A 13,583-nucleotide genomic window follows, 5' to 3' on the forward strand; every position below is an offset into this window, starting at 1 on the left:
CAGAGGCAGGACAATCATGACGTTGACAACGGAAACATCCGAATCGGCGCTGCCGCGCGGCCTCGATCTCGATTCCGAACTCGAACGCGGACGCCGGGCTTACGAACTCGACCGAACCCACGTCTTCCATTCCTGGTCCGCTCAGGACCAGATCGACCCGATGACGATCGTGGCGTCCGAGGGATCGTACATATGGGACGGCAACGGGCGACGGCTACTCGACTTCTCCAGCCAGTTGGTCAACACCAATGTCGGCCACCAACACCCGAGAATCGTCGAGGCCATCCGAGAACAGGCAGCACGGCTGTGCACGGTGGCACCGCAGTACGTCAACGATGCTCGATCGGAAGCAGCACGACTGATTTCCGAGCGCACCCCGGGGGATCTGAACAAGATCTTCTTCACCAACGGCGGAGCAGACGCGAACGAGCACGCAGTTCGTATGGCGCGCTTGCACACCGGCCGATACAAGGTACTCGCGAGATACCGTTCGTACCACGGCGGAACCGACACCGCTATCAACCTCACCGGTGACCCGCGACGGTGGCCCAACGACTACGGCAACAGCGGTGTCGTCCACTTCGCCGGCCCGTTCCTCTACCGGTCGCAATTCCATGCCACGACCGAGCACGAGGAGTGCCAGCGTGCTCTCGAATCACTCGAGCGCACAGTGCAACTGGAAGGCCCGAGCACCATCGCTGCGATTGTCCTCGAATCCGTTCCTGGCACAGCAGGAATCATGGTTCCGCCAGCCGGCTACATGCGGGGCGTACGCGCGATCTGCGATCGCTACGGCATCATCCTCATCGCCGACGAGGTGATGGCCGGCTTCGGCCGGACCGGACACTGGTTCGCGATCGACCACTTCGGAGTGATACCCGATCTGATCACCTTCGCGAAGGGAGTGAACTCCGGTTATGTTCCTCTCGGCGGCGTGGCCATCAGTGCGGAGATAGCGGCGACCTTCGCCGATAGGGCGTACCCCGGTGGCCTGACCTACTCCGGCCACCCATTGGCGACCGCCGCAGCAGTGGCAACGATCAACGCGATGGAGGACGAGCAGATCGTCGATAACGCTGCTCGTATCGGGAACGAGGTGCTCGGGCCCGGCTTGCGAGACTTGGCGACCAAACACCCCTCCGTCGGTGACGTACGCGGTCTCGGTGTCTTCTGGGCCATCGAGCTCGTCGCCGATCGCACTACCCGCGAACCGCTGGCCCCCTACGGCACCAGCAGTCCCGCGATGGCCGCGGTGATCGCCGCGTGCAAAGCGAACGGCATCCTGCCGTTCGCAAACTTCAACCGAATCCACGCTGTGCCTCCGTGTACGGTCAGCGACACCGAGGTCGTCGAAGGCCTGAAGGCCCTCGACGCCGCCCTCGACGTCGCGGATTCACACATCGTCTCCTGACCCATCGGTCAGCACGCTGGTTCGTCCCGCGATCAACGGTGCCCGCGGGACGAACACGCATCACTGCTGTAGGTGCTCGGCAAATCCTCCGTCGAGATCGACGTCTACGCCACAACGGGAACTACACCGAAGATCGCGTTCTACAGCAACGACCGGCCGGTCTCGCTCGAAGCGTTCTGCAGTTGGCCAGTTTCGACTTGGCATCACCGATCAACGGACCGTCACACTGGAACGCCGCGACGGGTTTGATCTGCTTCGACCACCAGTTCACCACCACCGCCCCACAGGGTTTGGACGAAGGCTCGGTACTCGGAAAGATCGACCCGCCGTGACCGACGCCGTGCGCGCCGTGTGGGCCGACTGAACCGAGCTCGACCGATTCGCCGTATTGATCCTGACCGCCGGACTCGGCTGGCGCGAGATTTCGTCCTGGGTGCTTACGGGCGGTACCTCGAACAAACCGATCTGCCGTTGAGTCTGTACCGCATCCAAGCGATCTTGCTCGACCACTCGAAGACTGCCCGCGCACTGGTCGACCTCTTTCACGCGCAGTTCGATCCCGCACTCACAGATGACCCCTCCCGCCGCACGAACCTCGTCGAGCAGTGCCTGAGCGCCGTCGAATAGCGGCTCAAGTGATTCGCAATCTCTACGTGGACACAGTGTTTCGTGGGTATCGGGTTGATCACCACAACCATGCGGACGAATTTCTACCGCGACGGCGGAGTCGGAGAGCAGCGGCGCGCCACCTGTCGTTCAAATTGTCACCGGAATTGATCGACGAGCTCCCCCATTCGCGCCCGAAATACGAGATCGACGTCCGCTCCCCCGGCACCGAAGGTGTGCACCCACGGTTCGGGTCGTTGGCACGCGGCGGGCCGCGCTGGTCCGGTCACCTCTACGATTTTCGAGTCGAAGTGCTCGGCCTGGCCACAACTCAGTCGGTCAAGAACGGCGACGTCGCCTCAGGAGAGCCTGCCGCCCCCTTATCGTCCGGCGATCCGGCTTGCTATTCCTGCGTAGACGCTGTTGCGGCGGAGGCGTGCGGCTTGTTCCCGACGGTCTGCTTCGCGGTAGAGGGAGTACACCGTCCGGGTGCCGATCCACCGCAGGGGCTCGACTTCCCAATTGCGCCTGTACTCGTGACCGACCCAAGGAAGTGCGGTCAACTCGGTGTCCTGCGACAGGACGAGGTCACGCAGCGTTCGGCCGGCGAGATTCGACGTCGTCACCCCGTTGCCGACATAGCCACCGGCCGTTCCGAAGCCTGATTCCGCGTCGTATCGGACGTACGAGGACCAGTCGCGGGGCACTCCGAGTACTCCACACCATGCGTGTGCGATACCGATGTCGGACAAACTCGGGAAGTATGCGTGCAGGAGTGACACCAGCGATCGCACAGTGGACTCTTGTGGCTGACCGTCGACGTCGATTCGTGATCGGTACCGATAGGGCACACCGCGCCCGCCGATTGCAATTCGTCCGTCTGCGGTACGTTGTGCATAGCAGTATGCGTGCGCGCTGTCGCCCATCAATTCGTTGCCGGACCAGCCTATTCGATCCCACTGGGAGGTTGTGAGCGGATCGGTGACGATCATTGCACTGTTCAGAGGCAACAGGGTTCGCTTCTGCCCTGCCAGCGATCCGGTGTATCCCTCCAAGCACGAGAGCACGATCGGCGCACGCACCCGCCCTCGGTCGGTGGTCATCATGCCGGGCTCGATCGATTCGACCGCCGTGTTCTCGTAGATGTCGACGCCGAGTCCGGCCACCAGCTCGGCCAGGCCGAGAACCAATTTCGCGGGCTGCGCCCGTGCACCGTGCGCGAACCACGCACCCGAGGTCGCCCCGTCGACCCGGAGTCGATCGTTCAGCTCGGACGAGGACAGGGACCAGATATCTTCTGCGGCTGTGCCCCAGAGTTTCTCGTGTTCGAGGTGTTGACTCAGCCGCTCGTCCTGCGCTGGTCCGCGGGCCACGGAGAGGATGCCGCTCTTGACGATGTCCGCATCGATTCCCTCGCGTTCGGCCACCTCGATTATCTCGTCGATGGACCGTTGCATGGCGGCCTTCATGGCCAAAGCCTGTGGTCGGCCCATGGATTCGGGTGGCGCCGAGAAGTGATCCGTCAACCAGCCGCCGTTGCGCCCGGACGCGCCGAACCCGGCGAACCGCCGTTCCACGATGGCGATGCGCAGCTCAGGGCGGGCCTTCGCGAGGTAGTACGCGGTCCACAGTCCGGTGTACCCCGCGCCCGCGATCGCGACATCGACGTCGATGTCTCCGCGAAGCGGATCCCAAATCGGAGCGTCTCCGATACTGTTGTACCAGTGTGAGATTCGGCCGTTCGTTCGCGCAAAGCTGCGTTCGGAGTCCATCACGAATCGAACCCCAGACCCAGTGCGTCCATGGTGCGCAAGAATGTGTTCCGTTCGCCTCGACGATGATCTGCACGATCGAGTGCCCACCGAGTCATGTTGATACCGATACCTGCCGCCGGTTCCGGCGGGAAGGGCAGTGGCTTCTTGCGTACGATATCGAGCTGAGTCAGTTCGGTGTCAGTCCCGGACATCAAGTCCACGAGCACCTTTGCCGCAAACCTGGTCGCGCCCACACCCAAACCGGTGAAGCCGGCCGAATACACCACGCGTCCATGGCGCGCTGTTCCGTAGAACGCCGAAAACTGAGTAGATGTGTCGATCACTCCGGCCCACCGATGCGTGAATTCGATGTCCGCCAATTGCGGAAACGTCGCGAGGAAGTGCGACGCCAACCGCCGGTAGCTGTCGGTGCGGTCCTCGTATTTCGGCGATATTCGCCCACCGAGATGGTAAATCGCGTCGTATCCGCCGTACAGAATACGATTGTCCGCACTTAACCGGCTGTAGTGAAATTGGTTGGCCATGTCGGTCAGTCCCTGCCGGTGCTTCCAGCCGATGGCAGACATCTGATCGTCCGAAAGCGGCTCGGTCATCAGCACATAGTCGTACACCGGCACGGTGAAGGCGCTCTTTCGCTTCAGCAGACCGGGAAAGATATTCGTAGCAAGCGCAATTCGATCGCACGAGACAACAGACCTCGCCGTCGAGACGGTGGCGCGGCCCGTGCGAGGAGTGTCGAGTCCGACAACTCTCGAGTGTTCGTGAATCCGAACTCCCAGTCCCACCGCAACCCTGGCAAGTTCCTTCACGAGTTTGGCGGGGTGCACCAACGCGCAGTGATCTCGCTCCCACACACCACCGAGAAACAGTGGACTGTCGATCTCACGGCGGACACCTTCCGCAGTCATGGCCGCGCCGATCTCGTCGAGCCAGGGCAGTTGGTGCTGCTCGACTGCCGCCGTGAGAGTTCCCGTCCGTTCCCACTGGCAGTCGAGTCTCAACTCGTGAACGTCGCGTTCGAATTCGTCGAGGTTCTCGGTGCCGAGTCGGTGCAGCGAGTCGTACTCTGTTGGCCAGCGGGAGCGACCGTTTTCTTCGCCGTGTGTGACGGAGGCTTCACAGAAGCCGCCGTTGCGCCCGGACGCAGCCCACCCGAGGGTCTCGCCCTCCAGAAGAAGGACATCGAGTGCGGGATTCTCACGCTTGGCCAACAGTGCGGTCCACAGACCCAGATACCCACCCCCGATCACGACGAGGTCGGCCGTCGCGGCCGTGGTGAGCGCGGGATAGGAGGACGCTGGCTCGACGTCGTCGAGCCAGAAGGCCTTGTGTCTGGACCCCCGTAGTGCGCGATCGACGCGGCGGGGATCAGGTGCATTGATTTCGTAAGCGGTGCTGTGCGCGGTCGAGTGGACCATCGCTGCTCCTTCGGTATTCGAGGTCGCGCTGTACCCGGTGCCTCGATGAAATCCATCGAGGCACGCTCAATACTGCCTGTTCGGGCACGGCGACTGCGTCGACAGACTGTAGGGTTTCTCACCAGAACAGCGACAATGTGTCATTTTCCGAAAAGTGAGAACGCGAGATGCCATTCCCCACCGTCAGCGACGTGGTGAACATGTCCTCGGTTCTTCCCGGCGGACCGGTCGTGCTTTCCGGTAACCAATGTCTGGACAACGAGGTTCGGTGGGTGCACACCACCGAACTTGCCGATATCGCAACCCTACTGCGCCGCGGTGACCTGGTTCTGACCACGGGTTCGCACCTTCCGTCCGACGACACGGCGCTTGCGGAGTTTGCATGCAGTCTCGCTGACGCCGGGTGTTCAGGTCTGATCGTCGAACTGGGGCGACGCTGGCGCAACAGTCTGCCGGAATCGCTCGTCGAGGGATGCGAGGTGTCGAACCTACCGCTCGTCGCCTTGACCCGCGTTGTTCGCTTCGCTGCAGTCGCGCAGGCCGTCGGCGAGAGGATAGTGGACGGTCAGCTGGCCGACCTCCGGGACGCCCAGCGGGTGCACGAGGTGTTCACCGAACTCAGTTTCACCAGTTCGGGGCAAACGGAAGTGCTCGCGGCCGTCCACCGGTTGTCGGGCTGTCCGGTTGTTATCGAGAACGAACAGCATCGGCCCCTCGATTTTCTCGCCGATCCTGGAAGTGCAAGCGGGTTTCTCGATCACTGGCAACGCAGGTCGTCCCAAGTATCGATCGCGGCAAGAACGGGGTGGGATGCCACGAACGGGTGGCTCGTTACCCGGTTGGGCCCCGACGGTCAATCCTGGGGGCGACTCGTCATCGGCTCGTACCTCGAACCGTCTCAGCGGCTGGTAGCCGTCGCCGAGCGCGCCGCCGCTGCACTGGCCTTACAGCGTTTGAACGCCCAGCACCACCACTCGGCGGCGCGCCGAACACATCACGAATTGATCCACGGTCTACGAACGCGCGCGATGACCGACGATCTGATCCAGCGATGCGCCCTGGCCGACTTCCCTGTCACCCGGCGCCAGTTTGTCGGAATGACTGTTCGCCAGTGGGCCCCCGGTGGGGCGGCCGGACTCGACGATGTTCTTGCCCACGTCGTGCGTGCCGCACACGCAGTCGCCGCTCCGGCGCTGGTCTGCGAGGAGCAAGGTGGCGTTCTGATTCTGCTGTCCCTCGCCGTTCTCGCCGACGCCGATACGGTGGTCGACAACCTGGGATCGCGTCTGCGCAAGTATCACGACGCCCTCGTTGCTGCCGGACGCACGACGCTGATGTACGACGAGATAGATCGAAGCCTGACCGAGGCCAATCAAGTTGCCGACGCCGTCCCTACGACCGGTGCCGCAACCGACAGTACTGTTGTCGTACACAGACTTTCAGACCTCCACATTCGAGGACTGATTGGCCTGTTGGCCGGAGACACCAGACTCGACGCGTTCGTCGGCCGCGAGTTGAGTCCCTTGCGTCGGCACGACGCACAGGCAGGTGCCCGTAAGAACGGTACGTTGATGCCCGTTGTGCGGGCTCTGCTTCGACATCCCGTGAGCAAGAGCAGCGCTGCAGCCAGTCTGCACCTGTCCCGGGCGGCGTTCTATGACCGGCTGGCTCGAATCGAGCGCCTACTCGGAGTCGATCTGGACGATCCTGAAGTGCGAACCTCGCTCCATGTGGCTCTGCTAGCCGACGAAATGTCGGATTCTTTGAGCGATTGACGACAAACCGATGCCTGTGTGTGGAAATCGATGACGGACCATTGGGGTATGCAACGACTACTCGATACGGCCGTTCCTCTAGCCCGTACCCCGATAGCTACCGAATTGACGGTCTCGGGCGCGCCGGAGGCCGGTTTCCGTGCGCTCACCGCGGTCGCGGGAACCGAAGTGGGCGTGTGGGAGATGACGCGAGGCGTCGCCAGAGATATCGAAGTGGACGAAGTCTTCGTGGTGCTGTCCGGGGCTGCGTCGGTGAAGTTCGAGAACGGCGACACCATCGAGCTCTCCCCAGGCGTTGCAGTTCGTCTGCGAGAGGGAGACAAGACCACGTGGACGGTCCACGAGACCCTCAGAAAGCTCTATCTCACCTAATCGCGTTCAGCACCATCCAGGGCGCACCACACGGGAAGAACCGAACATGACCGATACAATCAAGAACTACGTGAATGGCACACTCGTCGACTCGGCTTCGTCGACATTCCTCGATCTCGTCGATCCGGTCACGGGATCCGTGGACGGAGTCGTTCCAGTGTCTCTTCCGTCCGAGGTCGACGCCGCGTACGCCGCGGCGGCGCGGGCATCACTGAGCTGGAAGCGGCTGCCACCGAGCGCACGCCAGAAGTACCTACTCGACATCGCCGACAGTGTTGCGCAGCGCAGAGACGAACTGGCCGAACTTCAGTCGAGGGATACCGGCCAGCAGGTTCGGCATATCCTCTCCGAGGAAATTGATCAGGGCGTGGACCAGCTTCGATTCTTCGCAGGCGCGGCGCGGCTGCTGGAAGGAAAGTCCAGCGGTGAGTATCTTGCTGGACACACCTCGAGTATCAGGCGTGAGCCCATCGGTGTCGTAGGTCAGGTGACGCCGTGGAATTACCCGTTCGCTATGGCGATTTGGAAGATCGCACCTGCGCTCGCCGCTGGAAACACGATCGTCCTCAAGCCGAGTGAGACCACTCCTCGGTCAACTGTGTTGCTCGCCGAAATCGTCGGGGACATCGTCCCCGCGGGTGTATTGAACGTCGTCAACGGAGACGCTACTACCGGCCGAGCGCTCGTCGAACACGGCGCGGCAGGACTCGTGGCTATCACGGGCTCGGTCCGTGCAGGTGTCGAAGTTGCTTTGTCTGCAGCACAGTCGGTCACACGAGTGCACCTCGAACTGGGGGGGAAAGCTCCTGCTGTCGTGTGGCCCGACGCAGACCTGCCCGCGGCAGCTGCGGCGATCGCGGGGGCTGCATATTTCAACGGTGGCCAGGACTGCACGGCAGCGACCCGAGTGATCGTGCACGAGAGCGTGCACGACGAGTTCGTGGAACTGCTTGTTGCTGAGGCCGCCTCGACGACTCCCGGGCATCCGGCCGACACAGCCGACTACGGTCCGCTGAACAACGAGAGTCACTTCGAGAAGGTGCGCAGTTTTTTCGTCGGCGTTCCCGAACACGTCACGGTGCGGATCGGCGGCCATCGGGTGGGCGAACAGGGATACTTGTTCGCCCCGACGGTCATCACCGGTGTGAAGCAGGATGACCGGCTGGTACAGGAAGAGGTCTTCGGACCAGTGTTGACCGTACAGAGGTTCGACACCGCGCAGCAGGCACTCGGGTTCGCGAACGGTGTGCCCTACGGTCTCGCTGCCAGCGTCTGGACCAAGGATCACGGCACCGCCGAGTTCATGACGAGAGAGCTCGATTTCGGATGTGTGTGGATCAACACCCACATCCCGTTCGTATCCGAAATGCCGCACGGCGGCTTTGGCGTATCCGGATACGGCAAAGACCTCTCGGGCTACGGTTTCGACGATTACACGCGGATCAAGCACGTCATGAGCGCACACTACTGACCCCGAACACACCGCAGGCCCTGACTCATTTCAGAGATAGGGCCTGCGGTGTCGGGCATCTATCTCAGTACAAAGAACCTGATACAGATCTGGCCGTCCTCGTCACGAGCCATGCCGATGAACTGGTTCTCGGCCAACCAGCGATATTGCGGCGCATCCGTTTGCATCACCGGTGCGGTGCGGAAGTAGTACTTGCTTTCGGGAATGTTCTCGCCGTCCTCCATGCGACGCTCCAACTCTGGGTCGGCTCGGTAGTAGCCGCGGTTGAGTATGTCGATCACAGCTCCGTCGTCGGTTTGCAGGAGGTATCTCGCTTCGAGTGTGGTGGTGTCACCGCGCTTGACGGACCAGTCGGCTCCCAGGGCCAGGACGATTCCGTTGAGTAGCGGCCCATCGACCGTTCCGCCGGTGATGGGAGTGACATGCAGCTGCTCGTCCGCGCCTCGGCCGACGTGCCAGCCGTCGTCGACCGACACTCGTGCTTCGAAAGCGAACTCGAGAACAGGCGTCATGAATTCTGCGTTGGTCATTTCTGCTGTGCCTTCGTGGATGTGGTGGGTGGTAGGTCGGCTGCGTCCACTGTGTGCACGATCAATCGCGCTCCCCGTGCACCGCCGAGCTCGAGCGACTGAGTGGTCGTCGCGACAGTCGTTGCTGTCCAGGGTGATTCATCGGTACCCGGCTGAGGTATGAACTCTGGAAAGTCACTACTGCAGACGTGGAGTCGCAATGCGTGGCCGACGTCCAAGGCGTAGCCCAGCTGACCCATATCGATGCTGATCGGTGTGCTGTCCGTGGTGTCGAGTATGCGCACTTGGCCGCGCGCAATTCGAGTCTGCTTACCGTCGCTGCTGAGGTCGTACAGTCGAGCGAAAACATCTGTGGCGGGGCCGGTGCTCGATACGTTCGCTTCCAGCGACACCGCGCCCACCAGGTACAGTGCTGCATCCCGGATCGGGGAGGTGAAGACCAGGACGTCTGCTCTGGCTGCGAGGGCGCGTTCGTCCGGGAGCTCCTCGAGGAAAGCAAACGGGTTCTCGGCCGTCGATGGCACCAGATTGTCGGGATCGTGCACCCAATCGGCGGTACGGGCAAGTGAATCGGGAACCGAGGACAGAAGGGAATCGGCGTCGAGGTAGAGGTCCAAAATCTTCGTGTTCGGGGGTGGCCAGGATGCGCTTTCTCTGATGCCGGCGGTGTTCGCGAGGTTCCACCGAACCTTGGGGATCGACGATGCGGGAGCAAGGCCGCGCACGAAGACATCGAAGAACTCCAGCGCAGGGTCCAGGTAACGCGGCAGCATCTCGGCACGCTGCTGTGGACTGTTGTCCAACGGCAACTCGAACCGGTTGTTCTCGTGATCGATGGACTCGATCATCAGGTACTCGTTGTGTGCCCACGCGGGTCGCTTCTGTATCTCCGCGTGATCACGCCACGACCATGGAGCACAGTTGTCCCACCATCCGATGGTGTTCAATACTGGAACCGCCGGTGCGTCGAACGGGCTTCCATTCGGAAAGCGTCGCAGCACAACGGGTTGCGGATACCACAGATCGAACGACGGCGACCGTGCACCCACCTGCCGCTGAAAGCTCTCGAGATCGTCGATGTACGGGCGGGTCGACCAATCGGGCTCCCACTCGTAGGTGTCCGCAGAGTGAAAATGGGTCAAGGGGTACATCAGAATGATCGACATCTCGACATCGGAGGTGTTGGCACCTGGGGCCGCAACGGGTAACTCGCCCAGACCTGTTCCGGTCACTCGTGGGGCGATGGCTTTGAGCGCGGGGTGCCGAGACGATACCGCCGCCCACTGGGTGTACCCGTAGTACGAGTCTCCCCACATCGCGACGGTGCCGTCGGACCACGGCTGCTGGGTAATCCACTCGATGGTGTCGTATCCGTCGTACACCTCGTTGACGAAGAGCAAGGACTCGCCCTCGGACCGAAACTTTCCCCTGACATCCTGTGCTACGACGTGGTAACCGCGCTGCACCATGTAACGAGCGATGTCGGCTATGAACGTGTACTCGCCGTTCTTGTCGTACGGGAGTCGGATCAGAATCGTCGGTGCCAGAACTGTGTTCTGCGCGACGCTGTAGTGGTCCGTGGCCAGCCGAATACCGTCCCGCATGCGCACGTCGTAGGTGGTGGCGTCGTCCGGCACAGGGCCTGGCGTCACCGATGTGTAATCGATAGTCACGGTTCTACTTTCGCGAGTTCGGAAGTGTATTCGAGTCGTTCGCGCCTGCCGTGGTGGTAAACGCGTGATCGGTCGATCGTCGCTGCGGAATCCAACCCGGACGCGGGATCGATTCGATCAGAAGCTGTGTGTAGGGGTGTTGTGGCGCGGCAAGAACGGATTCGGTCGGTCCGCTTTCGACTATGGCCCCGTGCCGCATGACGATCACGTTGTCGCACACCTGCCGAACGACAGCGAGGTCGTGCGAGATGAACAGGTAGGCGATTCCGGTGCTCGCCCTGATGGTGTCCAACAAGCGAAGGACCTGCGCTTGGATGGCCACATCGAGCGCCGCCACTGCCTCGTCGAGAATGAGCAGGTCCGGCTCGGCTGCCAGTGCGCGAGCTATGGCGACGCGTTGGCGTTGTCCACCCGAAAGGTCTCGTGGCAGTGCGTCGGCCATCCGGTCGTCGAGCCCAACCTGGTCCAACAATTCGTCGACGCGGGACCTGCGTGCCTCTGCGCCCCGTTCGGAATGCAGACGCAGGCATTCGTCGATGCAGTCTCGGACCTTCTGCCTTCTGTCGAGGGATTGATAGGGATCCTGAAAGACCATCTGAACCTGTCTGCCGCGGCCCCGCCGTTGGTGACGCGACGCCCACCGAGTCGGGGTCCACTCCGAGCCACCGACTGCAATGCTGCCCGCTGATGCACGTTCCAAACCGACGATGATCCGGCCGATGGTCGATTTGCCGGAACCGGACTCACCGACAACGGCGAGCGACGAGCCTTGTTCGACCGAGAACGTCACGTCGTCGACAGCGACGAAGTCCCCGCTCGAGCCGAGTCCATCCGAGGCCGTGCGGAACCGTTTCACCAGACCGTCGACTTCCAGAATTGGCCGACTCATGCCACACCGTCTTTGGGGCTGAAGGGGACGCGTGCGTCGAGAAGCTGCCGCGTATAGGGGTGCGTGGCCGCACGGCCAGGGTCCCGGGCGTCGAGTTTCTCGACCACGCACCCGTCTTTCATCACCGCGAGGCTGTCACACACCGCAGAAGCGAGATCGAGATCGTGGGTTATGAACAACATCGCAAGTCCGCGCTCGCTACGAAGTTCGCTCAGAATGGCCGCGACTTCTTCCTGCGTGGTGACATCGAGGGCCGTCGTCGGTTCGTCGGCCAACAGCAACCGCGGTTCGATGGCGAGCGCCGCCGCGATCATGACTCGTTGAAGCATCCCTCCCGACAGCTCGTACGGGCGCTGTCGCAATCGCCTCTGCGCGCCCGCGACTCCGACATCGTCGAGCAATGCTGTCACTGTCGCGGTTGCCTCGCGTCGACACTTCCCATGATTGGTCACCAAACCTTCGACGAGAAACTCGCCGATGGTCTGCAACGGGTTTATATAAGCGCGAGGATCCTGGAATACCATCGCGACATCGTGGGAGCGAAACCGACGAAGCTGCGTCCTGTCCAGCGTCAGCACATCGTTCCCACCGAACAGAATTCGGCCACGCGTCACTGCGGACGGCGGAAGCAGCCGAGTGATACACCGAGCCGTCATGGACTTTCCGGAACCCGATTGACCTACCAGACCAAGGCTTTCACCGGCTCCGATGGTCAAAGACACCTTGCGGAGAATCTCCACGGTATCTGTCCCTGCGCGTACCTCGAGCTCGAGGTCGATGATCTCGAGTACCGATCCTTCGGTCATGCTTGTTCCACCTCGAAGTGTTGAGCGACTCGGTCGCCGATCAGGTTGACGGACACCACCACGACGACGACCAAGATGGATGCGTAGAGCGATTGCTCGAGATGTCCTCCGAGGATCGAGGACTGTCCGTCCGAGATCATCAGGCCCCAGTCCGAGCTCGGTGGCTGCTGGCCCAACCCCAGGTAGGAGATGGCGGCCAGATCGAGTAGTGCGTATCCGAAGGCGATGGTGGCTTGCACCATGATCAATGGAGCCAGATTGGGCAGAAGATGTTTGAGGCAGATGGAGAACGTGCCGGCTCCCTGAACGTAGAGCGCGTCGATGTACGGCAAATTCGATTCGCGCAGAGCCGCCGAACGCAGTACTCGCGCTACGACCGGAACGTACGTGACCGACAGCGCGACCACAGGAGCCGCCAACCCGGTACCGAAGATTGCCACCGCGAGTATCGCCAGGATCAACCCGGGGAAAGCGAACAGGATGTCGAGGACTCTGCTGACCAACGAGTCGTACCAACCCCCGGTCCACGCGGCAGAGATTGCGAGAGCGGCACCTACTGCCGTCGCAATGATCACGACGATCAATGGTGCGAGCAACGTCGGCCGAGCACCGTACAGCAGCCGGGAGAGGATGTCCCGACCCGTCTGATCGGTGCCTAGCCAATGCTCCCAGGATGACCCCGCGAGGGCATTCGACAGGTCGATGGTACTGGGGTCGTAGGGTGCCAGGGCCGGTCCGAACACTGCCAACACCACTGCCAAGCCGAGGACGAGTCCCGCTGCGATCGTCACGCTGTCGAACGATCCGGCACTGGCGCGTAGCTTCGACTTCTTCCGACCGGACAGTACTTGTGCCAC

The 13,583-nt window shown here is 62.0% G+C and carries 13 protein-coding genes and 1 pseudogene; 7 read left to right on the plus strand and 7 right to left on the minus strand.

The genetic code is table 11. The annotated features are described in order from the left end of the window. The first annotated feature begins 16 nt into the window (after positions 1–16). The 4 genes and pseudogenes from ACQR3T_RS26245 to ACQR3T_RS26260 all read left to right on the plus strand — a co-directional run. The gene (locus tag ACQR3T_RS26245) at positions 17–1,411 is read left to right on the plus strand and encodes an aspartate aminotransferase family protein (protein WP_428695490.1); all 1,395 of its coding nucleotides are present in this window, start codon (positions 17–19) and stop codon (positions 1,409–1,411) included. Between the two features lie 182 nt (positions 1,412–1,593). Further along, a complete protein-coding gene (locus ACQR3T_RS26250) occupies positions 1,594–1,743 on the plus strand; it encodes a hypothetical protein (protein ID WP_428695491.1) in 150 nt (49 codons plus the stop codon). 19 nt (positions 1,744–1,762) lie between these two features. Beyond that, a complete protein-coding gene (locus tag ACQR3T_RS26255) occupies positions 1,763–2,038 on the plus strand; it encodes a hypothetical protein (protein ID WP_428695492.1) in 276 nt (91 codons plus the stop codon). 35 nt (positions 2,039–2,073) lie between these two features. Beyond that, positions 2,074–2,307: pseudogene (locus tag ACQR3T_RS26260) on the plus strand (NAD-glutamate dehydrogenase domain-containing protein); the annotation flags it as partial. A 90-nt stretch (positions 2,308–2,397) separates the two neighbouring features. On the opposite strand, the gene ACQR3T_RS26265 reads toward ACQR3T_RS26260, so the two are convergent. Then, positions 2,398–3,789: an NAD(P)/FAD-dependent oxidoreductase gene (locus ACQR3T_RS26265; protein WP_428695540.1), complete on the minus strand. Its 1,392-nt coding sequence runs from the start codon at positions 3,787–3,789 to the stop codon at positions 2,398–2,400. Then, positions 3,789–5,210, minus strand: a complete 1,422-nt coding sequence (locus ACQR3T_RS26270; RefSeq protein WP_428695493.1) for an NAD(P)/FAD-dependent oxidoreductase — start codon at positions 5,208–5,210, stop codon at positions 3,789–3,791. The genes ACQR3T_RS26265 and ACQR3T_RS26270 overlap by 1 nt, the downstream gene beginning before the upstream one ends. 167 nt (positions 5,211–5,377) lie before the next feature. Between ACQR3T_RS26270 and ACQR3T_RS26275 the strand changes: the two genes are divergently transcribed. From ACQR3T_RS26275 to ACQR3T_RS26285, 3 genes are read left to right on the plus strand one after another with little or no spacing between them, the layout of a single operon-like run. Continuing rightward, a complete protein-coding gene (locus ACQR3T_RS26275) occupies positions 5,378–6,985 on the plus strand; it encodes a PucR family transcriptional regulator (protein WP_428695494.1) in 1,608 nt (535 codons plus the stop codon). 30 nt (positions 6,986–7,015) lie between these two features. Beyond that, complete coding sequence (locus tag ACQR3T_RS26280; protein WP_428695495.1) at positions 7,016–7,357, plus strand: cupin domain-containing protein; 342 nt, start codon at positions 7,016–7,018, stop codon at positions 7,355–7,357. A gap of 46 nt (positions 7,358–7,403) precedes the next feature. Further along, the gene (locus tag ACQR3T_RS26285; protein ID WP_428695496.1) at positions 7,404–8,828 is read left to right on the plus strand and encodes an aldehyde dehydrogenase family protein; all 1,425 of its coding nucleotides are present in this window, start codon (positions 7,404–7,406) and stop codon (positions 8,826–8,828) included. 59 nt (positions 8,829–8,887) lie between these two features. Here ACQR3T_RS26285 and ACQR3T_RS26290 read toward each other — a convergent pair whose 3' ends face one another. Genes ACQR3T_RS26290 through ACQR3T_RS26310 form a run of 5 tightly spaced genes read right to left on the minus strand, consistent with a single transcriptional unit; the run spans position 8,888 to position 13,583 of the window. Beyond that, complete coding sequence (locus ACQR3T_RS26290; protein WP_428695497.1) at positions 8,888–9,358, minus strand: DUF3237 domain-containing protein; 471 nt, start codon at positions 9,356–9,358, stop codon at positions 8,888–8,890. Further along, positions 9,355–11,031, minus strand: a complete 1,677-nt coding sequence (locus ACQR3T_RS26295) for a CocE/NonD family hydrolase (RefSeq protein ID WP_428695498.1) — start codon at positions 11,029–11,031, stop codon at positions 9,355–9,357. Before ACQR3T_RS26295 ends, ACQR3T_RS26290 begins: the two co-directional genes overlap by 4 nt. A 4-nt stretch (positions 11,032–11,035) precedes the next feature. After that, on the minus strand, positions 11,036–11,920 hold the full coding sequence (locus tag ACQR3T_RS26300) for an ABC transporter ATP-binding protein (protein ID WP_428695499.1): 885 nt from the start codon (positions 11,918–11,920) through the stop codon (positions 11,036–11,038). Then, positions 11,917–12,726 carry an ABC transporter ATP-binding protein gene (locus ACQR3T_RS26305; RefSeq protein ID WP_428695500.1) on the minus strand — a complete coding sequence of 270 codons (810 nt, stop codon included), beginning with the start codon at positions 12,724–12,726 and terminating at the stop codon, positions 11,917–11,919. Before ACQR3T_RS26305 ends, ACQR3T_RS26300 begins: the two co-directional genes overlap by 4 nt. Next, the gene (locus tag ACQR3T_RS26310) at positions 12,723–13,583 is read right to left on the minus strand and encodes an ABC transporter permease (protein WP_428695501.1); all 861 of its coding nucleotides are present in this window, start codon (positions 13,581–13,583) and stop codon (positions 12,723–12,725) included. The genes ACQR3T_RS26305 and ACQR3T_RS26310 overlap by 4 nt, the downstream gene beginning before the upstream one ends.

This window comes from Rhodococcus sp. IEGM1428 (assembly GCF_050321865.1).
GTDB lineage: Bacteria > Actinomycetota > Actinomycetes > Mycobacteriales > Mycobacteriaceae > Rhodococcoides.

Bases quoted from the DNA above. Each gene is read 5' to 3' on its own strand.
- ACQR3T_RS26245 (WP_428695490.1), top strand. From the start codon at position 17: ATGACGTTGACAACGGAAACATCCGAATCGGCGCTGCCGCGCGGCCTC.
- ACQR3T_RS26265 (WP_428695540.1), bottom strand. From the start codon at position 3,789: ATGGACTCCGAACGCAGCTTTGCGCGAACGAACGGCCGAATCTCACAC.
- ACQR3T_RS26270 (WP_428695493.1), bottom strand. From the start codon at position 5,210: ATGGTCCACTCGACCGCGCACAGCACCGCTTACGAAATCAATGCACCT.
- ACQR3T_RS26275 (WP_428695494.1), top strand. From the start codon at position 5,378: ATGCCATTCCCCACCGTCAGCGACGTGGTGAACATGTCCTCGGTTCTT.
- ACQR3T_RS26280 (WP_428695495.1), top strand. From the start codon at position 7,016: ATGACGGACCATTGGGGTATGCAACGACTACTCGATACGGCCGTTCCT.
- ACQR3T_RS26285 (WP_428695496.1), top strand. From the start codon at position 7,404: ATGACCGATACAATCAAGAACTACGTGAATGGCACACTCGTCGACTCG.
- ACQR3T_RS26290 (WP_428695497.1), bottom strand. From the start codon at position 9,358: ATGACCAACGCAGAATTCATGACGCCTGTTCTCGAGTTCGCTTTCGAA.
- ACQR3T_RS26300 (WP_428695499.1), bottom strand. From the start codon at position 11,920: ATGAGTCGGCCAATTCTGGAAGTCGACGGTCTGGTGAAACGGTTCCGC.
- ACQR3T_RS26305 (WP_428695500.1), bottom strand. From the start codon at position 12,726: ATGACCGAAGGATCGGTACTCGAGATCATCGACCTCGAGCTCGAGGTA.